Source organism: Micromonospora sp. BQ32 (genome assembly GCF_059358895.1).
The window spans coordinates 170651-191405 of the sequence record NZ_JCADBI010000006.1 but is presented as its reverse complement, the minus strand read 5'-3'; the positions used below and the strand labels follow the sequence as shown (position 1 = coordinate 191405).

The following is a 20755-nucleotide window of genomic DNA, read 5'->3' as shown; positions in this document are numbered from 1 at the left end:
CCCCCCCCGGCTCAGGTCGGACCGGGCGGCATCCGCCCGCCCTGGTTGCAGCGCCCGGGCGGCACCGCCCACCGGGTCGGGCGGACCGGGCGGCACCGGCCGCTGGGTGGGAAGGGCCTGGGTCCTGGTGCCATCGACCGCTAGAGTCGGGTCGTGGCGCTCGGTCTTCCCTCGACACTCCCCAATCCGCAGCCGGCGATCGGGGAGCTCATCCGTGAGCACCAGCCGACCTTCTCGTTCGAGTTCTTCCCGCCCAAGACCGAGGCGGGGGAGCAGCTGCTCTGGCAGGCCATCCGCGAGCTGGAGTCGCTGCGCCCGTCGTTCGTGTCGATCACGTATGGCGCCGGTGGCTCGACCCGGGACACCACCGTGGCGGTGACCGAGCGGATCGCCACCGAAACCACCCTGCTGCCGATGGCCCACCTGACCGCGGTCAACCACTCCGTCGCCGAGCTGCGGCACGTGGTCGGCCGGCTCGCCGGGGTGGGGGTGCGCAACGTGTTGGCCGTCCGTGGCGACCCTCCGGGCAACCCGGGCGGTGAGTGGATCCGCCACCCCGAGGGCGTGGACTACGCCGAGGACCTGGTCCGGCTGGTGCGTGACGCCGGCGACTTCAGCGTCGGCGTGGCGGCCTTCCCGTACAAGCACCCCCGCTCGCCCGACGTGGCCAGCGACACCGCCCAGTTCGTCCGCAAGTGTCGGGCCGGCGCGGAGTTCGCGGTCACCCAGATGTTCTTCGACGCCGACGACTACCTGCGGCTACGTGACCGGGTGGCCGCTGCCGGCTGTGACACCCCGATCCTGGCCGGGGTGATGCCGGTGACCCAGTTCAGCACCATCGAGCGGTCGGTGCAGCTGTCCGGTGCGCCGTTCCCACCGGCGTTGGCGGCCCGCTTCGAACGCGTCGCCGACGACCCGGACGCCGTCCGCCGGCTCGGCATCGAGCAGGCCAGCGAGATGTGCCGCCGGCTGCTGGACGAGGGCGTGCCGGGAATCCACTTCATCACCCTCAACCGGTCCACCGCGACCCGCGAGGTCTGGCAGAACCTGAAGGCCGGCTCCCGCGTGTGAACGCTGCGCCTGCGACACCTGTTGCCCGGCACGACGGTTGATCCGTGGTGGGCACACAGCTGAACTGGGATCAGTACGCCACGGCGTGGGCGCGATTGCACGGCGGGTTCGACCCTCGGGTCGCGGCGCCGGTGGTGCGCGCCTGGCTGCGATTCGCCTACCACGTCGGATATGTGCTGGGTCGGCTGCGGGTCAGCCCCACCGCGGTCACCGTGGCCGGGGTGCTGCTCTGCTTCTGCGTACCGCTGCTGGTGGGCCGGCCGGGGGACGGGCCGTTCCTCGGCGCGCTGTTCGTGCTGCTCGCCGCCGTGGCGGACAGCGTGGACGGTGCGGTGGCGGTCGCCACTAGCCGCACCACCCGGCTCGGCTACGTCTACGACTCGGTCGCCGACCGGCTCGGTGAGGTGGCGTGGCTGCTGGCGTTCTGGCTGGTGGGCGCGCCGGGTGGGCTGGTCGTCGCGGCCGGCGCGCTGTCCTGGTTGCACGAGTACGTCCGAGCGCGGGCGGTCGCCGCCGGTATGCGGGACATCGGCGCGGTGACCGTTGGCGAACGTCCCACCCGGGTCTCGGTGGCGCTGGCCGGCTTGCTGGTCGCCGGGCTGGCCGGGCTGATCGAGCCGGACCTGGCCGCCGGCACCATCACCATGGCGACCGCGGTCTGGGTGCTGCTGGCCGGTTTCGGCCTGGGGCAACTGCTCTCCAGCATCCGCCGCGCCCTGCTCGACGCCGACTGAGCGGGCCCGGGCCGGCTGAGCGGCCGGCCGGGCCGACGCCGGCTGGGTCCGGCCCGAGCGGAACAGGCGCCGGCCGGAGCAGGCCGGGTCTACCAGGCGGGGCCGATCTCGTCGGCGACGATCTGCGCGGAGAGGGTCACCATCGGCAACCCGCCGCCAGGGTGGGTGGAGCCACCCACCAGCCACAGGCCGTTCGCCGGGCCCCGGTTCGCCGGGCGGAGCAGCCCACCGGCGGTGCCGTAGATTGAGCCACCTGGCGCGCCGGTCGCCACGTCCAGGTCGGCGGGGGTGCGGACCTCGCGGAACAGCAGCCGGTCGCGCACGTCCACGCCGCGCCGCGCCAGCACGTCCAGGATCCGGTCGGCGTACGCGTCGGCCAGCCCCGGGCGTCGCCAGTCGACCGCGCCCGCCGCGGTGCCCTGCCGAGCGGCGTTGACCAGCACGAACCACGCCTCGTGCCCGGCTGGGCGGACCATCGGGTCGTCGGCCACGGTGACGAACACCGCCGGGTCGGCGGCCGGCCGGGCCCGTACGCCGCGCCCGGGGTCACCGAAGACGGCGTCGAACTCGGCGTCGTAGTCGTCCGGGAAGAAGACGTTGTGGTGGGCCAGCCCGGTGCTGCCGGAGACACCGAGCAGCAGCACGAAGCCGGCGAGGCTGCGGTCGGTCAGCCCGGCCAGCCGACGCGGGTGCGGCAGCAGGTCACGGTAGACGGTGAGCGCGTCCACGTTGGCCACCACCACGTCGGCGGGCACCGGGGTGGTGACGCCGGCGAGGCGTACCCCGTGCACCCGGCCGCCGGTGGCGTCGATCCGGGTGACCGTGGCGTCGGTCTGCACGACCACGCCGAGGTCCAGGCAGCGGGTCAGCAGCGCGTCGGCGAGCGTGCCCAGCCCGCCGCGCAGGTACCAGCCGCCGAAGGCCAGCTCGGCGTAGGGGACCGCGACCAGCGCCGCCGGTGCCCGGCGGGGGTCGGCGCCGGTGTAGGTGGCGTACCGGTCCAGCAGCATCCGCAGCCGCGGGTCGGACAGGTGCCGGCGGCCCAGGCCGCGCAGACTGCGACCCGGGGCGATGGCGGCCAGGTCGCCGACGCGCCAGGCCAGCGACGCGAGGTCGCGGGGAGAGTCGACGGTACGGCGCAGGATGTCCCGCGAGGAGGCATGCCACACCCGCGCCGCCCGACGCCACAGCCGCTGCCAGTCGGCTGCCGCGCGGTCACCGAAGGCGGCCCCGATCCGGGCGGTGAACTCCACCGGGTCGGCGCACGAGTCCAGGGTCGGGCCACCGTCGGCAAAGACGTGCCGGACGATCGGGTCCAGCGGGACCAGGTCCAGGTATTCGTCGAGCTTCGCCCCGGTCGCCTCGAACAGGTCGTGGAAGACCTCGGGGAGGGTGAGCAGGCTCGGCCCGGTGTCGAAGTGGAACGACCCGGCCGGGGTGTCGTGCGCGTACCGGCCGAGCTTGCCGCCGACCGTGTCGGCCCGCTCGAAGACGGTCACCTGGTGCCCGGTGGCGGCCAGCCGGGCGGCGGTGGCGAGGCCACCCACCCCGGCGCCGACGACCACGATCCGCGCCATGCCGCGTCCTCCCTAGCTGACCGGGCGGCCCCGCCAGGTCAGGCGGCGTCGCTTTCGCAGATGGTACGACCGCAGGGTCAGCCAACCGAGGACCACGACCGACACGGGGTGTGCGAGCGCGTCGGGCCACCACCGGCCACCGGTCGAGCGGGCGGTGAGCATCCGTCCGGCGACCCCGAGCAGGTAGCCGGCCAGGCCCACGGCGGCCACCCCGGGTGCGCCGGCCGCCGCGCCCGCCAGCGCGATCAGCGGTGGGGCGGTGTAGAGCAGCAGCAGCGCCGCCACCACGGCCGCCGCCGCGCCCGGGTGCCCGAACGACGCCCAGAGCGACTTCGAGTACCCGTCGCGCAGTTGCGGCCAGTCGTCGTACATCCGGCAGGTGGCCAGCCGGGAGCCGTCGGCCAGGGCGATTCGCCCGCCGGCCCGCTTGACCGCCCGGGCCAGCTCGACGTCCTCCAGGATCTTGTCGGCGACCGCGGCGTGCCCGCCGGCGGCGGTGTAGCCGGCCCGGTCCACCACCAGGAACTGCCCGCCCGCCGCGGCCAGCGACGGCCGCGGCGAGCGCTCCATCGCCCGTAGTGGCAGGAAGGTCAGCCAGAGCCACTGCAACAGCGGCTGCACCAACCGGTCGGCCGCCGTCGCCACCACGATCCGGGGGTACGGCGACAGCAGCGTCACCCGGGCGGCGCGCAACTCGGTGACGGCCGCGGCCACGGCGTGCGGGGCGAGCACCACGTCGGCGTCGACGAAGGCCAGCGCGGTGGCGTCCGGGTGGGCCCGGGTGGCCAGCTGCCAGCAGGCGTGCGGCTTGCCCAGCCAGCCCGGCGGCGGGGCGACCCCGGTGAGCAGCGTGACCCGGGGGTCGTCGCCGGCCACCGCCCGGACCACGTCGGCGGTGCCGTCGGTGGACCCGTCGTCGAGGACCACGACGCGCAGCCCGGGTACGCCGCGCTGGGCCAGCAGGGCGCGCAGGCAGGGGGTGACCCGGGTGGCCTCGTCGCGCAGCGGCAGCAGCACGGCGACCGGCTCGTCGACGTCGCCGGGCCGGTCGGTGGGTCGACGCAGCCACCGGGTGGCGTTGAGCCAGGTGTGCCCGGTCAACGCGGCGACGGCGATCACCAGGGCGAGCAGGACGGTCATCGGGTCGCGTCGACGCCGGGGCGGTGTGGCTGGTGGTGCTCCGGCCGGAGGTGACGGCCGCGCTGGGCGCGGAGCAGGGTAACCGCCAGGGGTACGGCGGTCACCGACATGCCGGCGGCGCCCCAGAGCGCCGAGGCGGGCAGGTCGAGGAAGACGGCGTGGGCCAGGATGCTGGAGAAGTACGTCCACAGGTAGAGCGCGACCATGGGGTGGTCCCGTCGGTCGGTGTGCTCGGCGGCCGGCCCGGCCAGCGGGCGCAGCGCGCTCATCATCAGCACCGCGAAGAGCAGCCAGCCCAGGTAGTTGCTGACCGGGATGCCGGCCAGGCCGGGCAGGGCCGGGGTGGCGTCGCGCCAGACCCAGTAGCCCTCGGCCACCATCTGCGGGTCGAGGAAGAGGTCCCAGGCGGCCAGCCCCACCGTGGCCAGCGCGATCCGCCCCACCCATCGCCGCACCGTCGACCCGCTGCCGCCGGCTGCCGCGGCGTTGCCGCCGCTCAGCCGGACGGCGGCGTTGCCGCCGGTCAGTCGGACGGCGGCCAGCCAGGCCGGCCAGGCCATCCAGGTCCAGGCCAGCGGAATGATCAGCGGCACGCCGGCCAGCTTGGGGCCCAGCTCCCCGGAGTAGTCGTAGCTGCCGAACGGCACGCCGGTGGCCACCCCGATCGCCTCGATCGCGAACCCGCCGCCGGTGGCCACCGCGATCAGCGCCGCCGCCACCCGCAGGCCCCGGCTGAGCAGGGCATGGCCGACCGAGAGCAGCCAACCGAGCACGACGGTGGCCACGGTGAGCCCGGCCCGGGTGGCGCCGGTGGTGAGCGGGTAGCAGATCTGGGCGAGCACCAGGACGGCGAGCAGCGTCCAGGAGATCCGCCGGGTCATGACGCCGGTGGCTCGAGCGGCAGATCCCGACCGAGTACGCCGAACGGTCGCTCGTCGCCGGGGAAGTGGAAGTCGCGCAGCACGTCGACGAAGCCGAACCGTCGGTACAACCGCCAGGCCCGCGAGGTCTGCTCGTCGGCCTCCGGGGTGGACAGCAGCGTGGTGTCGCCCTCCGCCATGCCGAGCAGCGCGCGCAGCTGACCGGTGCCCAGGCCGTGCCCCTGCGCCGGTGGTCGGACGTGCAGCTCGACCACCTCGAAGCAGTGGGTGAGCCAGCGCGTGCGGGTCGGGGCGTCCAGCGCGCGGTACACCTGGTCGTGCCACCACTGACCGGAGGCGCCCAGGTAGCCGTAGCCGAAGCCGGCGAGGTGACCCTCGCTGGTCAGGCTGGCGACCGCCCGGAAACCCGGCCGGCGGACGTGGGTGGCGATGTAACCGCGCCGGGCCTCCAGCAGGTCGGTGCGGTATCCCATCGCCTCGCCGTAGACGGCCACCACGTCGTCCAGCCGCCGGACGAGATCGTCCGGCGTCCAGCGCACCAACCTCATGCCCGTCCACCCTTCACCGTTTCCGGGCCGCCGTCGGCGACCCACCCGAGCACCGACCGGTCGCCGACCACGTCGCGCACCTCGAACCGGGCGAACAGCTCCTCGGCGTACCAGCCCGCGGTGGGGGTTCGCATGATCGCCGCCCGATGCTCCGGGTGACGGTACGCGAACGCCACCAGGTCCGTCGGGTCGCGCCACACGCTCACCGTGCCCTGCCAACCCAACGGGGCCTCGCCGACCCCGAACCGGGCCAGCAGCCCGGGCGCGTCGCGCAGGGCGGCCGCCACCGGCGGGATCGCCCGCCAGAAGGTGGCCGCCCGGCGGGCCCGCAGCCGGGCCCGGGTCAGCGCCAGCACCGGGCCGGTGACCCGACCGCCCGCCGGGTCGCCGAACGGCCGCCGACCGGACCACTCGCCCCGGCTGGTCAGCGGGCGCAGGTCGATCCGCGCCTGGGCGTGGGCGATGCGTGCCCAGGCCCGCCCGACCGACGAGTCGTCGAAGCCGGCCGCCGCGGCGGGGGAGTCCCAGACGGTCAGCGCCGCCCACCGGGTCAGGTCGGCGTCCCGTGGCCCGAAGTCGGTGCCGGTCCCGGTGCCCAGCAGCTTGCCGAACCGAACGCCCGGGAGGGCGCGCAACCGGCGGGGGTCCACCGCCATCCGGGTCAGCGCCCGGGGCAGCGCGCCGTGGGAGGTCCGCCACACGTGCAGCGTGACCAGCTCCGGAGCCGCGCTCGCGTCGTTGCCGGGCCTGCTGATGCGCTCGCTCAGCTCGCTCACGCCACGTCGGCCGGGGTGCCGGCGGTGACCCGCAGCAGTTCGGCATAGGTGGTCGGGAAGACCGCCTGGGGTACGCCACCCGCGGCCCAGATCTCCGGGTACGCCGCCAGCGCGGTGTCCACCAGGGTGCGTAGCGGGCGCGGGTGCCCGAGTGGGGCGACCCCGCCGATCGGTTGTCCGGTGTGGGCCCGGACGAACTCCGGGGTGGCCCGGCGCAGCCGGGTGACGCCGATCGATGCTGCCAGGCCGGCGGTGTCGACCCGGTGCGCGCCGGAGGTGAGGACGAGCAGCGGCGTGTCGTCCGCGTTGAAGATCAGCGAGTTGGCGATCTGACCGACCTCGACGTCGAGCGCTTCGGCGGCCGCAGCGGCGGTGTGCACCGCGTCGGGCAGCAGGCGGACCATGCTGGGCTCACCGGCGCCGTCGAGCGTGCCGGCGGCGGTGAGCGCGTCCTGCACCGCCCGTACGTTCGGGTGTGGCTGCATTCCGCCATTCTTCCCGGTCCGCTGGTGGCCGGTTCAGCCGGTCGGCACGCTCAGCGCGTCACACGTTGCATTTTCGTCGGAGGCGAGGTGTACTGTCAGCAGCAGTTAGAACGAGTGTTCGATTGCCTCGAACGCCCGTTCCAACCAGCCGGAGCGCGGCGTTTCGCGGCGCCACCTCCGGGCGGTGCGGCTCCGCGGGCCGCACCTGGGTTTCCGGGCAGTCGCGAGCCTGGTCCCAACAGGCAGGAGCGTCGCCCGCCGCCCACGACCCCCGGGCGGCGGGCGACGCACCCGCCGGTCCGCCGGCCGGGTGTGGTGTGGGGAAGCATCCACACCCGGCCGGCCACACCCGGTGCGTCTTCCTCCGCACCACCCCGACCTCGGCGTCTCGTCGGTGGCATCAGCCGCCGCAGTGACGTCTCGGCCACGTGGAGGAGAGACACCCATGCCGACCAACCCGGCTCAGGCACCGACGGTGCCGGCGCACGTGCTGCCGCATCGCACCCCCGCCCAGCTCCTCACGTTGGCCCGCCGTGGGCTGGTCGAGGCCGGCCAGACCCGACCTGACGGCCTGCGCTACGCGGCTGCCCACCTGGCGGCCCTGCGCGCGGCGGCGGCCCTGCTCGCCGCCCGAGCCCGACCCGCGCCGACTCGACGCAACCGGATCACCAGCGTCTGGGTCCTCCTCTGCGCCGTCGCTCCGGAGCTCGACGAGTGGTCCCGGTTCTTCGCCGCGGGGGCCAGCAAGCGCGCCGCCGCCGAGGCCGGCATTCCCCGGGTGGTCAGCGCCCGGGAGGCAGACGATCTGCTCCGCGCCGCCGAACAGTTCGTCACGGTGGTGGAAACCGCGCTCGGCGTGGCCCACCAACCGGCCCTGGACGGCCTCGCCGCCTGATCCCGCCGTGCCACCGGCCGTCCCGCGGGGGGAGCCGGGCGGCCGGTGGCACGGCGTGCCGGTCCTGATCTGATCCACAGCAACGACGGGGGAGTTGGTCCAATGGCGGGCCGCATGGTGGTCGGTTCCGCCGCGCTGGCCGATCTGGTGCGCCCGGCGAGCGCACCCGATCCGGTCGGTGGCCACCGGGTGCTGCCGGTGGTGCCCGAGTTGACCGGCCTGCTGCCCAACCGAGGGCTGCGCCGGGGCAGCACCATCGCGGTCGCCGCCGGCCAGCCCCGCCGCAGCGGCGGCACCTCACTGATGCTGGCCCTGCTCGCCGAGGCGTCCCGGGCTGGTTCGTGGTGCGCCGTGGTCGGGGTGCCGACGTTCGGCGCGGGCGCGGCCGCTGAGCTGGGCATCGCCCTGGACCGGTTGGCCCTGGTGCCCAACCCCGGCCCCGAGTGGGCCACCGTGGTCGCCGCGCTGATCGACGGGGTGGACGTCGTGGTCACCGCCGTGCCGGCCACGGTCTCCGCCTCGGTCGCCACCCGGTTGGCGGCCCGGGCCCGGCAGCGCGGCAGCGTGCTCGTCCCGTACGGCCGGTGGGACGGCGCGGACGTGACGCTTCAGGTGGTCCGTGGAGTCTGGGAGGGGCTCGGGTTGGGCCGGGGGCGGTTGCGTCGCCGGGAGATCACCGTCTCGGCGCGCGGGCGCGGGGCGGCCGCCCGACCCAAGGAGATCAAGGTCTGGCTCCCGGGTGACGAGCTGACCCGGGTGATCCCTCGTACGCTGCCGTCACCCGTGGGTCGATCGGCCGCGCCACTCGCCCTGGTCGGTCGGGGGTGACCGGCGCGCCGGCACGGACTCTGCTGCTGTGGTGCCCGGACTGGCCGGTCCTCGCCGCCGAGATCGTCGACGGGGTGCCGGCGACCGGCCCGGTCGCCGTGCTGCACGCCAACCGGGTGGTCGCCTGCTCCGAGCGGGCTCGCGCCGAGGGGGTGCGTCGAGGGCTGCGCAAGCGGGAGGCGCAGGGTCGTTGCCCACAGCTCACCGTCGTGGAGTACGACCCAGGCCGGGACGCCCGGGCGTTCGAGCCGGTGGTCGCCGCGGTGGAGGAGTTGGTCGCCGGGGTCGAGGTGGTCCGTCCGGGCGCCTGCGCGGTGGCGGCCCGGGGGCCGGGCCGTTACCTCGGCGGCGAGGAGGCGGCCGCCGAACGGATCATCGAGCACGTGGCCCAGTCGTGCCTGGTGGAGAGCCAGGTCGGCATCGCCGACGGGGTGTTCGCGGCCGGGTTGGCCGCTCGCGCCGGCCGGGTGGTGGCACCGGGCGGGACACCGGAGTTCCTGGCCGGGTTGCCGGTCGAGGCGCTCGGCCGGTCGGCGCTGGCCGACCTGCTGCGCCGGCTGGGGGTGCGAACCCTCGGCGACTTCGCCGCCCTGCCGGCCGGCGACGTGCTGGCCCGGTTCGGATTCGACGGTGCGCTGGCCCATCGACTGGCCGCCGGGCGGGACCACCGCCCACTCGCCGTCCGGCAGCCGCCGGCCGACCTGACGGTGACCGCGGAGCACGACGAGCCGATCGACCGGGTCGACGCGGCGGCGTTCGTGGCCCGGGCGCTGGCTGAGCAGCTGCACGAGCGGCTGGCCGGGCACGGGCTGGCCTGCACCCGGCTCGGCATCGAGGCGGTCACCGAGCACGGGCAGGAGCTGCACCGGGTGTGGCGGCACGATGGCCTGCTCACCGCCGCGGCCATCGCCGATCGGGTGCGCTGGCAGCTCGACGGGTGGCTCTCCGGCAGCAACGGCCGCGCCGGTGCCCGACCGGCCCGACCGACGGCCGGCATCATCCGGCTGCGACTGATCCCGGACGGGGTGATCACCCAGTCCGGTCTACAGGCCGGCCTCTGGGGGGAGACCGGCGAGGAGCGGGAACGCGCGCACCGGGCGTTGAGCCGGGTGCAGGGCATCCTCGGCCCGGAAGCGGTGGTCACCGCGGTGCTCGGTGGTGGGCGCTCCCCGGCCGACCAGGTGCGACTGGTGCCGTGGGGCGACGAACGCCTCCCCGCCCGTCCCGGAGTTCCGCCGTGGCCGGGCCGGCTGCCGGCGCCCGCGCCGGCGGTGGTGCTGCCCAGTCCGCTCGCGGCGACGGTGCACGACGCCGCCGGTGAGCCGGTGGTGATCAGCGCGCGGTTGGCGGTGAGCGCCCCACCGGCCCGGCTGGTGGTCGGTACCGGCCAGCCGACGGAGATCGTGGGCTGGGCCGGCCCGTGGCCGGTGGACGAGCGGTGGTGGGCGCCGGTCGAGGCCCGTCGCCGGGCCCGGTTCCAGGTCAGCCTGGCCGACGGCGCCGCCCTGCTGCTGGCCGTCGAGGCCGGGCAGTGGCTGGTGGAGGCGATCTATGACTGAGCCGGTGCTCCCCAGGCCGGAGGCGGCGGCTCGATGAGCTTTCACAACCCGAAGATGCCCTGGTCGGAGCTGGAACGGGTGCTCTCCGGCCGGGCCGGCGACGGCTCCGGCCGGTCGGGCGGCGGGCGGTCGGGCGGCGGGCGGTCGCGCGAGGAGCGGCACCTGCACGTGGTGGACCCGCTCGCCGTGGACGCCGATGGCGGCGACTCCCCGGCCTGGAGCCGCCGACGCGAGCAGTACCAGCCACCGGAGCTGACCCGCCCCGACGGCGTGGTGCCCTACGCGGAGCTGCACGCGCACACCAACTTCAGTTTCCTCGACGGCGCCAGTCACCCGGAGGAGCTGGCCGAGGAGGCGGCCCGGCTGGGGCTCACCGCGCTCGCCGTCACCGACCACGACGGCTTCTACGGGGTGGTCCGCTTCGCCGAGGCGGCTCGTACGCTGGGCCTGCCGACCATCTTCGGCGCGGAGCTGTCCCTCGGACTGCCCGGCCCGCAGAACGGCGAGCCCGACCCGCACGGCGCGCACCTGCTGGTGCTCGCGCACGGCCACGAGGGGTACGCCCGGCTCGCCACCACCATCGCCCGCGCCCAGCTACGCGGCGGGGAGAAGGGCCGCCCGGATTACGGGGACCTGGAGGAGGTCGCCGCCGAGCTGCGTGACCATGTGCTGGTGCTGACCGGCTGCCGCAAGGGGCACGTGCCGGGGGCGCTGCTCACCGAGGGGGTAGACGCGGCGGCCCGCGAGTTGGACCGGCTGACCGCGCTCTTCGGCGCGGAGACGGTGGCCGTGGAGCTGACCGACCACGGTCATCCCGTCGACGCCGACCGTAACGACGCGCTCGCCGACCTGGCCGCCGCGGCCGGGTTGCCGACGGTGGCCAGCAACAACGTGCACTACGCCAGCCCCGGCCGGCGTCGGCTGGCCACCACCGTCGCCGCGGTCCGGGCCCGGCGCAGCCTGGACGAGATCGACGGCTGGTTGCCCGCGGCGGCCACCGCCCACCTGCGCAGCGGCGCGGAGATGGCGGCCCGGTTCGCCGCGTACCCGGGTGCGGTGGCGCGGGCGGCCGAGTTCGGCGCCGAGCTGGCCTTCGACCTTCAGCTCGTCGCGCCGCAGCTACCGGCGTACCCGGTGCCGCCGGGGCACACCGAGATGAGCTGGCTGCGGAAGCTGACCGCTGACGGGGCGCACGAGCGTTACGGGCCGCCGCAGGCGCACCCGACGGCGTACGCGCAACTCGACCACGAACTGAACATGATCGAGGAGTTGGGTTTCCCCGGCTACTTCCTGGTGGTCTACGACATCGTCACGTTCTGCCGTGACCAGGACATCTACTGCCAGGGTCGGGGTTCGGCGGCCAACTCGGCGGTCTGTTACGCGTTGCGGATCACCAATGTGGACGCGGTCCGGCACCAACTGCTCTTCGAGCGGTTCCTCGCCCCGGAACGGGACGGCCCACCCGACATCGACGTGGACATCGAGTCCGACCGCCGGGAGGAGGTGATCCAGCACGTCTACACCCGCTACGGCCGGGAGCACGCCGCCCAGGTCGCCAACGTCATCTCCTACCGGCCCCGGTCGGCCGTGCGGGACGTGGCCAAGGCGTTCGGCTACTCGCCCGGGCAGCAGGACGCCTGGAGCAAGCAGATCGACAGGTGGGGGTCGGTCGCCACGGTCGATGTCGAGAACATCCCCGAGCAGGTGGTGGAGTACGCCAACGAGTTGCAGACGTTCCCGCGGCACCTGGGCATCCACTCCGGCGGCATGGTGATCTGCGACCGGCCGGTGATCGAGGTCTGCCCGGTGGAGTGGGGGCGGATGCCCGGGCGCAGCGTCCTGCAGTGGGACAAGGACGACTGCGCCGCGGTGGGCCTGGTCAAGTTCGACCTGCTCGGCCTGGGGATGCTCTCCGCCCTGCACTACGGCTACGACATGATCGGGTCCCGGCTCGACCTGGGTGACATGACCCTGGACGACCCGGAGGTCTACGACATGCTCTGCCGGGCCGACTCGGTCGGGGTGTTCCAGGTGGAGAGCCGGGCCCAGATGGCCACCCTGCCGCGGCTCAAGCCCCGCGAGTTCTACGACCTGGTGGTCGAGGTGGCGCTGATCCGCCCCGGGCCGATCCAGGGCGGTTCGGTGCACCCGTTCATCCGGCGTAAGAACGGCCAGGAGCCGGTGACCTACGCGCACCCGCTGATGCGCAACGCCCTGGAGAAGACCCTGGGTGTGCCGTTGTTCCAGGAGCAGCTGATGCAGCTCGCCATCGACCTGGCCGGCTTCGACGCGGCCGAGGCCGACCAGCTGCGCCGGGCGATGGGCGCCAAACGGTCGGTCGAGCGGATGACCCGGATCGCCGACCGGCTCTACGCCGGGATGGCCGAGCGGGGGATCACCGGTGAGCTGGCCGACGACGTCTACCGCAAACTCACCGCGTTCGCCAGCTACGGCTTCCCGGAGAGCCACGCGATGAGCTTCGCCTACCTGGTCTACGCCAGCTCCTGGCTCAAGCGCTACCACCCGGCGCCGTTCCTGGCCGCGCTGCTCAACGCCCAGCCGATGGGTTTCTACTCGCCGCAGACCCTGGTCGACGACGCCCGCCGGCACGGGGTGGAGGTCCGTCGTCCGGACATCAACGCCAGCGCGGCGTTGGCGGTGCTGGAGTCCACCCCGGAGACCCGGTGGGGCAGCGGGCCGGGGGAGCCGCCGCACGCCTGGGGGCTGGGTGGCCCCGCCGTCCGGCTCGGCCTGTCCAGCGTGCGGACCCTCGGCGCCGACGTGGCCGAACGGATCGAGGCCGAACGGGTCGCCGGTGGGCCGTACCGGGACATGCCGGACCTGGCCCGGCGGCTTGGTCTCACCGCCGCGCAGCTGGAGGCGTTGGCCACCGCGGACGCCTTCGCCTGTTTCGGGCTGACCCGGCGGCAGGCGCTGTGGGCGGCCGGTGCGGCGGCCCAGGACCGGCCGGATCGGCTGCCCGGCACGGTGACCGGCGCGGCGGCGCCCACGCTGCCCGGGATGGAGGCGGTGGACCGGCTGGTCGCCGACGTGTGGGCCACGGGGTTGTCGCCGGAGAGCCATCCCGCCCGGTTCATCCGGGGTCAGCTCGACGTGCTCGGCGCGGTGCCGATCGCCCGGCTCGGCCGGGTGGAGCCGGGGCAACGGATCCGGGTCGGTGGCATCGTCACCCACCGGCAACGCCCGGCGACCGCGGGCGGGGTCACCTTCCTCAACCTGGAGGACGAGACGGGGATGCTCAACGTCACCTGTTCGCCGGGGCTGTGGCAGCGCTACCGGCGGGTGGCCCGGACCAGCGCCGCACTGGTGGTCCGGGGGCGGTTGCAGCGGCACGAGGGGGTGACCAACCTGGTCGCCGACCGGCTGGACGCCATCGAGCCGCCGGTCAGCCCCGCCTCCCGTGACTTTCGCTGATCGTCGGATTCCCACGTTTGAACCCCACCGTTCGAGGAGAAGTGCAGGTCGCGGGCAAGGTAGCCCGGGACCTGTTCGGGAGGGCTCATGTCACGGAAGCTGCGGGCGACCGCGTTCGCCGGGGTGCTCACCCTGGCACTCACCGGCTGTGGAGGAGTCGGCGGCGGCAACGACGAGGGCGGCGGCGGCACCGCCACCAAGGGCGCGCTCAGCACCATGGGTTTCGGCTTCTCCGACGAGATCGCCACCACCCGGATCGACGCGTTCAAACGGGACCACCCGGACGTCGAGCTGAAGGTCACCGAGGGTGCCTTCGACGAGCAGCAGTTCCTCTCCGCGGTCGCCTCCGGAAACCCGCCGGACCTGGTCTACATGGACCGCAAGCTGATCGGCACCTACGCCAAGCGGGGCGCCATCCAGCCGCTGACCCAGTGCGTCGACAAGCAGGACATCGACCTGGCGCAGTACCGGCCCGCCGCCCGTGAGCAGGTCACCCTGGACGGCACCGTCTACGGCATTCCGGAGTTCTCCACCGTCCGGGTGGTCTACCTCAACGAGGGGCTGCTCAAGAAGGCCGGACTGACCGCCGACCAGGTGAACCTGGCCGACTGGGCCGCGCTGCCCGCGCTCAACGCCAAGCTGGCCTCGGTCTCCGGTGGTCGGCTCGCCCGGATCGGCATCGACCCGAAGATCCCCGAGTTCCTGCCGATGTGGGCCAAGGCCAACGGCGTCGACATGCTCTCCGCCGACGGTCGCGCCGCCAAGCTGGACGATCCCAAGGTGATCGAGGCGTTGACCACCGGGGTCAACCTGATCCAGCAGCAGGGTGGCTGGGGCACCTTCAAGTCGTTCCGGGACACCTTCGACTTCTTCGGTGCCCAGAACCCGCTGTCGAAGAACCAGATCGTGGCGTGGCCCATGGAGGAGTGGTTCCTCAACCAGGCCGCCAAGAACTCCCCGACCGCCGAGCTGGTGGTCAGGCCGTTCGTGGACCGGCAGGGCAAGCCGCTGACCCAGTCCGCCGGCCAGGCATGGGTGATCACCAAGGGCGCGAAGAACCCGGACGCCGCGTGCGCGTTCGTCAAGCAGATGACCGCCACCGACACCTGGCTGGCCGCCGCGAAGGCCCGGGTCGATGCCCGCAAGGCCGCCGGCCAGCCGTTCACCGGCGTCTACACCGCCAACGCCGAGGCCGACAAGAAGATCTTCGACGAGCTGTACCAGCCGACCGGCAACAAGCGTTTCGACGACGCGGTGGCGACCATCCGTTCGGTGCAGGACGCCGCGTTCGCGCTGCCCGCCTCGCCGGCCGGCGCCGAGTTCGACAAGGCGTACTACGACGCGGTGAACCGGGTGCTGGCCGGCCAGGAACAGCCGGCGCAGGCGTTGCAGCGAGCCCAGCGGGAGGCCACCGCGGCGCTCGACCAGGCCGCGAAGTAGTTCACGATGGCCACCGTCACCCCTCCCGTCCCGGGCCGGCGGCACCGTACGCCGCTGGCCCGGCGGGAGGCCCGCTGGGCGTACCTCTTCCTGGCGCCCTGGATCATCGGGTTTCTGATCTTCTACGCCGGGCCGATGCTGGCCAGCCTCTGGTTGAGCTTCACCGAGTACGACGTGATCAACCCACCGGAGTACACCGGGCTGGACAACTACCGGCAGTTGATGAGCGACCCGGCGGTGGCCCGCAGTCTCGGCAACACGGTCTACTACACGGCGCTGCACGTCCCGCTGGTGATGCTCATCTCGCTGGGGCTGGCGCTGCTGCTCAAGCGGGTCGGCCGGTTGCAGGGCTTTTTCCGGACCGTCTTCTACCTGCCGGTGATGACTCCGGCGGTGGCGGTCGGGATCCTGTTCCTGCTGCTGCTCAACACTCAGGACGGCCTGATCAACCGCGCCCTCGGCCTGGTCGGGATCGCGGGTCCGAGTTGGACCACCGACCCGCACTGGGTGATGCCCGGCATCATCCTGATGAGCCTGTGGAGCCTCGGCTCCACTGTGATCATCTATCTGGCCGCGTTGCAGAACGTGCCCCGCGACCTGTACGAGGCGGCGGCCATCGACGGCGCCGGCCCCTGGGCCCGGTTCCGTTCGGTCACCCTGCCGATGATCTCGGGCGCGCTGTTCTTCACGTTGATCGTCAACACGATCGCGTCGCTGCAGATGTTCACCGAGGTCTACACCATGTACTTCGGTAACCGGGAGACGCAGAACACGTTCAACAGCGACGCGGCCAGTTTCTACGTCATCCACCTGTTCCAGGAGGCGTTCCAGTTCCTGCACATGGGCTTCGCCTCGGCGATGGCCTGGCTACTTTTCGTGATCATCTTGATCATCACTCTGATACAGGTGAAACTCAGCAACCGATTCGTGTACTACGAGGGAGAAGACAAGTGACGGGCATGATGGGCCACAACGGCGTGGCCAACGCGCGACGGACCCGACTGACCAACGGTTGGGTGCCCGAGCAGCACCTCGAGCCGCGCGAGTACCAGATCACCGATGGTCCGGTGGCCAACGCCCGACGGTCCCGGGCGGAGGATGATCCAGCGGCCGGGGAACAGTCGTGACGACCGCCGTCGAACGGGGCGCCGCCGCACCGGTACCCGGCCTCCAGCCGGGCCGGTCGGCGGCGCGCCGCCCGCCCGCCGAGCCGGCCCGCCGGCCGATCTGGCATCGGGTGTTGTTCGTGGCGGCGCTGGTCGGCGCCGCCGTGCTCTTCACGCTGCCGTTCGTCTGGCTGGTCAGCGCCTCGTTACGCCCCCGCGAGTACGTCTTCGCTCCCGGCTTTCTGCCCACCCCGTTCGCCCCGGAGAACTACGCCGAGGCGTGGCGGGCCGTGCCGCTGCTGACCTGGTTCGGCAACAGTGTGCTGGTCGGGGTGGCCGCCGCCGTCGCGGTGACCCTCTCCAGCGCCTGGGTGGCGTTCGGTTTCGCCTACTTCCGGTTCCCCGGCCGCAACCTGCTCTTCGGGCTGGTGCTGGCGACCATGATGCTGCCGTTCGCGGTCACCATGATCCCGACGTATCTGATCTGGTCGAAGCTGGGGCTGACCGACACTCAGGTGCCGCTCTGGGCCGGCAACCTGTTCGGCTCGGCGTTCTACATCTTCCTGCTGCGGCAGTTCCTGCTCTCGCTGCCCCGGGAATACTTCGAGGCCGCCCGGATGGACGGGGCGAGCTACCCGCAGCTGTTCTGGAAGCTGGCCTTTCCGCTGATCCGGCCGGCGCTGCTGGTCGCCTTCGTCTTCGAGTTCAAGGCCAGCTGGACGGATCTGCTCAAGCCGCTCATCTACCTGCGCAACGAGCAGCTGTACACCCTGCCGCGCGGTCTGAAGGTGGTGCTGGACCGGTTCGGTTACGGCGGCGAGCAACAGTGGGAGATCGTGCTCGCCGGCAGCGTGCTGGCCACCATCCCGATGATCATTCTGTTCTTCCTGGCACAGCGGCACTTCGTCGAAGGCATCGCCACCACCGGCCGCAAGGGCTGACCGGTTGACTAGGCTCGACCGGGTGGAGCAGACCCGAGGCCGGTTCGCCGAGCCGCCGCTGACACCCCGCACCGCCGTGATCTGGTCGGTGCTCCGCGCCGAGCTGGACCGGCGCGGCGACGCCGAGCTCACCGTGCTGGACGTGGGTGGCGGCACCGGCGGTTTCGCCGTTCCGCTGGCCCGCGCCGGGCACCGGGTCACCGTCGTCGACGCCAGCCCCGACGCGCTCGCCGCGCTCACCCGTCGCGCCGCCGAGGCCGGGGTGGCCGACCGGATCGCCGCCGTGCAGGGCGACGGTGACGCCCTCGCCGGGCTGGTCGAGCCGGCCGGCGTCGACCTGGTGCTCTGCCACGCCGTCCTGGAGGTGGTCGACGACCCGACGCCGGTGGTGGCCGCGCTGGCCACCGCGCTGCGGCCGGGTGGCGCGGCCAGTGTGCTGGTGGCCGGCCGGGCCGCCGCCGTGCTGGGCCGCGCGATGAACGGCCACCTGGACGTCGCGGCCGCGCTGGCCACCGACCCGGCGGGCACCGCGGGGCCGCGGGACACGCTGCGCCGACGCTACGACGCCGCCGGCGCCGCCGCGCTGCTCGGCGCCGCCGGCCTGGTGGTTGAGGAGATCCACGGGGTACGCGTGCTGGCCGACCTGCTGCCGGCCGCGGTCGCCGACGGGCAGTCCGCCGGCCTGGTCGAGCTGGAACGTGCGCTGGCCGCCCAACCGCCGTACCGGGACCTGGCCGCCCAACTGCACCTGTTCGCCCGCCGGCCGGCATGATCGCCGAGGCCGGTGGCGGGCCGGCGCTGGAGATCCTCGGGCCGGATCACGGCGGCGGCCGGCTCGCCGACGTGCTGCCCAGCGCGCTGGCCGTGCTGGGCGTGGCCGGCTCGACCGACCCGCTCGGGCTCGGGCCCGCGCTGGCCGGGGTGCGCCGGATCGCCGTGCTGCTGGTCGACGGGCTCGGCTGGTACCAGTTGCCGACCGCGGCACCGTACGCGCCGACCCTCGCCGGGCTCGCCGCGACGACGGCCCGGCCGCTCATCGCCGGTTTTCCGTCCACCACCCCGACCAGCCTGGTGTCGCTGGGCACCGGTGTCGCGCCGGGCGCGCACGGGGTGCTCGGCTTCACCGTGCGGGTGCCCGGCACCGATCGGGTGCTCACCCACACCGACTGGGCCGCCGATCCGTCGCCGCTGCGCTGGCAGCCGGTGCCCACCCAGTTGGAGCGGGCCCGCTCCGCCGGGGTGACGACGACCGTGGTGAGTCGGCCGGAGTTCGGCGGCAGTGGGTTGACCCTCGCCGCCAATCGGGGTGGCGACTTCCGGGGCGCCGCCGGCGGGGACGCGGTGGCCACCGCCATGCTGGCCGCGCTGGCCGCCGGCACCGGGCCCACCCTGGTCTCCGGCTACCACGCCGACCTGGACCGGTACGGCCACGTCAGCGGCGTCGACTCGGCACCCTGGCGGGTCGCGGCCACCGAGGTGGACGCCCTGGTCGCCCGACTGGTCGACGGGCTGCCGCCGGATGCGGCGCTGCTGGTGACCGCCGACCACGGGCAGCTCGACATTCCCGCCGCGCACCGCTTCGACCTGGACACCGACCCGCGACTGCGGGCCGGCGTGCGGCTGGTGGCCGGCGAGGCCCGGGTGCGCTACCTGCACGTCGAGCCGGGCGCGGTCGACGACGTGCGGGCCGCCTGGTCGGAGGTGCTCGGTGCCACGGCCCGGGTACGCACCCGCGACGAGGTGGTGGCCACCGGCTGGTTCGGGCCGGTGCCCGAGGAGCACCTGGGCCGGATCGGCGACGTGGTGGTGACCTGCAACGACACGTACGCGGTCATGGCCAGTCGCACCGAGCGGCCGATGGCGTCGAAGTTGGTGGCCTACCACGGGTCGGACACCGCCGCCGAGCTGACCGTGCCGCTGCTGGTCGTCCGGGGCTGACCCGGGGACGGTTCGGCCCGCCGGCCGATGGTGGTGTCGTACCCCCGGGTTAACCTGCCGGGATGGGCCGCAGCCAGTCGTTGCCCCGGGGCGACGATCCGCGCTTCGGGCCGGACGCCGACGACTCCGCCAGCCCGATCCTGCACGTCGACATGGACGCCTTCTTCGCCGCCGTCGAGGTGCGCCGCCGCCCCGAGCTGCGCGGCCGGCCGGTGATCGTCGGCGGCGTCGGCCCGCGCGGGGTGGTCAGTTCGGCCAGCTACGAGGCCCGCCGGTACGGCGTCCGCAGCGCGATGCCGACCAGTCAGGCCCGGGCCCGCTGCCCCCACGCGGTCTACCTGCCACCGGATTTCCCCGCCTACACGGCTGCCTCGCGAGCCGTCATGCAGATCTTCCGGGACGTCACGCCGCTGGTCGAGCCGCTCTCCCTCGACGAGGCGTTCCTCGACGTGACCGGCGCCCGTCGGCTCTTCGGCTCCCCGGCCACCATCGCCCGGCTGATCCGTCGCCGGGTCGCCGACGAGCAGGCGCTGACCTGCTCGGTCGGGGTGGCGCCCACCAAGTTCGTGGCCAAGCTGGGTTCCACCCGGGCCAAGCCGGACGGCCTGCTGGTCGTGCCCCCGGGGCAGGTCCTCGATTTTCTGCACCCGCTGCCCGTGGACGCCCTCTGGGGGGTGGGGGAGCGCGCCGCCGAGGCGCTGCGCCGGCTCGGCCTGACCACCGTCGGCGACCTCGCCGAGGCGCCGGTGGCCATGCTCCGCCGAGCCGTCGGTGCCGCCTCGGCGTCCCACCTGCACGAGTTGGCCTGGGGACGCGACCCGCGCGGGGTCAGCCCCGAGCACGTCGACAAGTCGATCGGCGCCGAGGTGACCTTCGACGTCGACGTGGCCGACCCACTGGAGATCCGCCGTGCGTTGCTCGCGCTCAGCGCGAAGGTCGGCGTCCGGTTGCGCGGCGCCGGGCAGGTCGGGCGCACCGTGTCCCTCAAGGTCCGGCTGGCCGACTTCCGCACCGTCAGCCGATCTCGCACCCTCGACGTTCCCACCGACACCGCCCGCGAGATGTTCGACACGGTCTGGGCGCTCTACACCGCGTTGGACCCGGGTGAGCGGATCCGACTCGTCGGTGTCCGGGTGGAGGGCCTCGCCCCGGCGCAGGGTGCTCCCCGGCAACTCACCCTCGGCGCGCCCGAGCGTGGCTGGCGCGAGGCGGAAGCTGTCGCGGACGCCGCCGCTGCCCGTTTCGGGCGGTCCGTCATAGGTCCGGCCAGTCTGATGGGCGACCGTGATGCCCGTCGAAACGAAAATCCACCCCGCCCATAGGTCGTCCCGCTTTCCGACGCGCGACCCCCCTCGTAGACTTGCGGGTAAGCAGCCGGTTGGCTGCCACGGTCTGTCGGCC

At 73.8% G+C, this 20755-nt stretch carries 19 protein-coding genes; 13 read left to right on the top strand and 6 right to left on the bottom strand.

All coding sequences use genetic code 11. The features are described from left to right. Window positions 1–153: 153 nt before the first annotated feature. Window positions 154–1071, top strand: coding sequence for a methylenetetrahydrofolate reductase [NAD(P)H] (metF, locus tag AC5L30_RS14920; RefSeq protein ID WP_494867847.1), 918 nt, complete (start codon window positions 154–156; stop codon window positions 1069–1071). 44 nt (window positions 1072–1115) lie between these two features. Further along, on the top strand, window positions 1116–1805 hold the full coding sequence (locus tag AC5L30_RS14915) for a CDP-alcohol phosphatidyltransferase family protein (protein WP_494867846.1): 690 nt from the start codon (window positions 1116–1118) through the stop codon (window positions 1803–1805). An 89-nt stretch (window positions 1806–1894) separates the two neighbouring features. On the opposite strand, the gene AC5L30_RS14910 is transcribed toward AC5L30_RS14915, so the two are convergent. Genes AC5L30_RS14910 through AC5L30_RS14885 form a run of 6 tightly spaced genes read right to left on the bottom strand, consistent with a single transcriptional unit; the run spans window position 1895 to window position 7212 of the window. Further along, window positions 1895–3382: a phytoene desaturase family protein gene (locus AC5L30_RS14910; protein ID WP_494867844.1), complete on the bottom strand. Its 1488-nt coding sequence runs from the start codon at window positions 3380–3382 to the stop codon at window positions 1895–1897. A gap of 12 nt (window positions 3383–3394) precedes the next feature. Further along, on the bottom strand, window positions 3395–4522 hold the full coding sequence (locus tag AC5L30_RS14905; protein WP_494867842.1) for a glycosyltransferase family 2 protein: 1128 nt from the start codon (window positions 4520–4522) through the stop codon (window positions 3395–3397). Next, window positions 4519–5403: a carotenoid biosynthesis protein gene (locus tag AC5L30_RS14900; protein ID WP_494867841.1), complete on the bottom strand. Its 885-nt coding sequence runs from the start codon at window positions 5401–5403 to the stop codon at window positions 4519–4521. The genes AC5L30_RS14905 and AC5L30_RS14900 overlap by 4 nt, the downstream gene beginning before the upstream one ends. Next, window positions 5400–5951, bottom strand: coding sequence for a GNAT family N-acetyltransferase (locus tag AC5L30_RS14895; RefSeq protein WP_494867840.1), 552 nt, complete (start codon window positions 5949–5951; stop codon window positions 5400–5402). The genes AC5L30_RS14900 and AC5L30_RS14895 overlap by 4 nt, the downstream gene beginning before the upstream one ends. Continuing rightward, complete coding sequence (locus AC5L30_RS14890) at window positions 5948–6706, bottom strand: monooxygenase (RefSeq protein WP_494867964.1); 759 nt, start codon at window positions 6704–6706, stop codon at window positions 5948–5950. The genes AC5L30_RS14895 and AC5L30_RS14890 overlap by 4 nt, the downstream gene beginning before the upstream one ends. Window positions 6707–6723: 17 nt before the next feature. Then, entirely contained in the window at window positions 6724–7212 is a 489-nt protein-coding gene (locus tag AC5L30_RS14885) for a YbaK/EbsC family protein (RefSeq protein WP_494867838.1), read from the bottom strand. Between the two features lie 445 nt (window positions 7213–7657). On the opposite strand from AC5L30_RS14885, the gene AC5L30_RS14880 reads away from it, so the two are divergent. The 11 genes from AC5L30_RS14880 to AC5L30_RS14830 all read left to right on the top strand — a co-directional run bounded on the left by AC5L30_RS14880 (window position 7658) and on the right by AC5L30_RS14830 (window position 20676). Then, window positions 7658–8107, top strand: coding sequence for an SAV_6107 family HEPN domain-containing protein (locus AC5L30_RS14880; RefSeq protein WP_196918924.1), 450 nt, complete (start codon window positions 7658–7660; stop codon window positions 8105–8107). A 102-nt stretch (window positions 8108–8209) separates the two neighbouring features. Further along, complete coding sequence (gene imuA' / locus AC5L30_RS14875) at window positions 8210–8935, top strand: DnaE2-dependent mutagenesis accessory factor ImuA' (RefSeq protein WP_494867837.1); 726 nt, start codon at window positions 8210–8212, stop codon at window positions 8933–8935. Further along, on the top strand, window positions 8932–10494 hold the full coding sequence (locus AC5L30_RS14870) for a DNA polymerase Y family protein (RefSeq protein WP_494867836.1): 1563 nt from the start codon (window positions 8932–8934) through the stop codon (window positions 10492–10494). Before imuA' ends, AC5L30_RS14870 begins: the two co-directional genes overlap by 4 nt. A 33-nt stretch (window positions 10495–10527) precedes the next feature. Beyond that, entirely contained in the window at window positions 10528–13929 is a 3402-nt protein-coding gene (locus AC5L30_RS14865) for an error-prone DNA polymerase (RefSeq protein WP_494867834.1), read from the top strand. 87 nt (window positions 13930–14016) lie between these two features. Continuing rightward, on the top strand, window positions 14017–15369 hold the full coding sequence (locus tag AC5L30_RS14860) for an extracellular solute-binding protein (protein WP_494867833.1): 1353 nt from the start codon (window positions 14017–14019) through the stop codon (window positions 15367–15369). A 6-nt stretch (window positions 15370–15375) separates the two neighbouring features. Continuing rightward, window positions 15376–16323 (top strand): carbohydrate ABC transporter permease, encoded by a 948-nt coding sequence (locus tag AC5L30_RS14855; protein ID WP_091407653.1) that lies wholly within the window; start codon window positions 15376–15378, stop codon window positions 16321–16323. Then, window positions 16320–16496, top strand: coding sequence for a hypothetical protein (locus AC5L30_RS14850; RefSeq protein ID WP_494867832.1), 177 nt, complete (start codon window positions 16320–16322; stop codon window positions 16494–16496). Before AC5L30_RS14855 ends, AC5L30_RS14850 begins: the two co-directional genes overlap by 4 nt. Further along, window positions 16493–17416: a carbohydrate ABC transporter permease gene (locus AC5L30_RS14845; protein ID WP_494867831.1), complete on the top strand. Its 924-nt coding sequence runs from the start codon at window positions 16493–16495 to the stop codon at window positions 17414–17416. Before AC5L30_RS14850 ends, AC5L30_RS14845 begins: the two co-directional genes overlap by 4 nt. Window positions 17417–17420: 4 nt before the next feature. Beyond that, complete coding sequence (locus AC5L30_RS14840; RefSeq protein WP_494867829.1) at window positions 17421–18188, top strand: methyltransferase domain-containing protein; 768 nt, start codon at window positions 17421–17423, stop codon at window positions 18186–18188. Then, complete coding sequence (locus tag AC5L30_RS14835) at window positions 18185–19354, top strand: alkaline phosphatase family protein (RefSeq protein WP_494867828.1); 1170 nt, start codon at window positions 18185–18187, stop codon at window positions 19352–19354. Before AC5L30_RS14840 ends, AC5L30_RS14835 begins: the two co-directional genes overlap by 4 nt. A gap of 62 nt (window positions 19355–19416) precedes the next feature. Next, window positions 19417–20676: a DNA polymerase IV gene (locus AC5L30_RS14830; RefSeq protein WP_494867826.1), complete on the top strand. Its 1260-nt coding sequence runs from the start codon at window positions 19417–19419 to the stop codon at window positions 20674–20676. The last annotated feature ends 79 nt before the right edge of the window (window positions 20677–20755 follow it).

Excerpts from the sequence above, each read along its gene's own strand:
- AC5L30_RS14860 (WP_494867833.1), top strand. The coding sequence starts at position 14,017 with ATGTCACGGAAGCTGCGGGCGACCGCGTTCGCCGGGGTGCTCACCCTG.
- AC5L30_RS14910 (WP_494867844.1), bottom strand. The coding sequence starts at position 3,382 with ATGGCGCGGATCGTGGTCGTCGGCGCCGGGGTGGGTGGCCTCGCCACC.
- AC5L30_RS14855 (WP_091407653.1), top strand. The coding sequence starts at position 15,376 with ATGGCCACCGTCACCCCTCCCGTCCCGGGCCGGCGGCACCGTACGCCG.
- AC5L30_RS14865 (WP_494867834.1), top strand. The coding sequence starts at position 10,528 with ATGAGCTTTCACAACCCGAAGATGCCCTGGTCGGAGCTGGAACGGGTG.
- AC5L30_RS14830 (WP_494867826.1), top strand. The coding sequence starts at position 19,417 with ATGGGCCGCAGCCAGTCGTTGCCCCGGGGCGACGATCCGCGCTTCGGG.
- AC5L30_RS14905 (WP_494867842.1), bottom strand. The coding sequence starts at position 4,522 with ATGACCGTCCTGCTCGCCCTGGTGATCGCCGTCGCCGCGTTGACCGGG.
- imuA' (WP_494867837.1), top strand. The coding sequence starts at position 8,210 with ATGGCGGGCCGCATGGTGGTCGGTTCCGCCGCGCTGGCCGATCTGGTG.
- AC5L30_RS14885 (WP_494867838.1), bottom strand. The coding sequence starts at position 7,212 with ATGCAGCCACACCCGAACGTACGGGCGGTGCAGGACGCGCTCACCGCC.
- AC5L30_RS14900 (WP_494867841.1), bottom strand. The coding sequence starts at position 5,403 with ATGACCCGGCGGATCTCCTGGACGCTGCTCGCCGTCCTGGTGCTCGCC.
- AC5L30_RS14835 (WP_494867828.1), top strand. The coding sequence starts at position 18,185 with ATGATCGCCGAGGCCGGTGGCGGGCCGGCGCTGGAGATCCTCGGGCCG.
- AC5L30_RS14880 (WP_196918924.1), top strand. The coding sequence starts at position 7,658 with ATGCCGACCAACCCGGCTCAGGCACCGACGGTGCCGGCGCACGTGCTG.
- AC5L30_RS14895 (WP_494867840.1), bottom strand. The coding sequence starts at position 5,951 with ATGAGGTTGGTGCGCTGGACGCCGGACGATCTCGTCCGGCGGCTGGAC.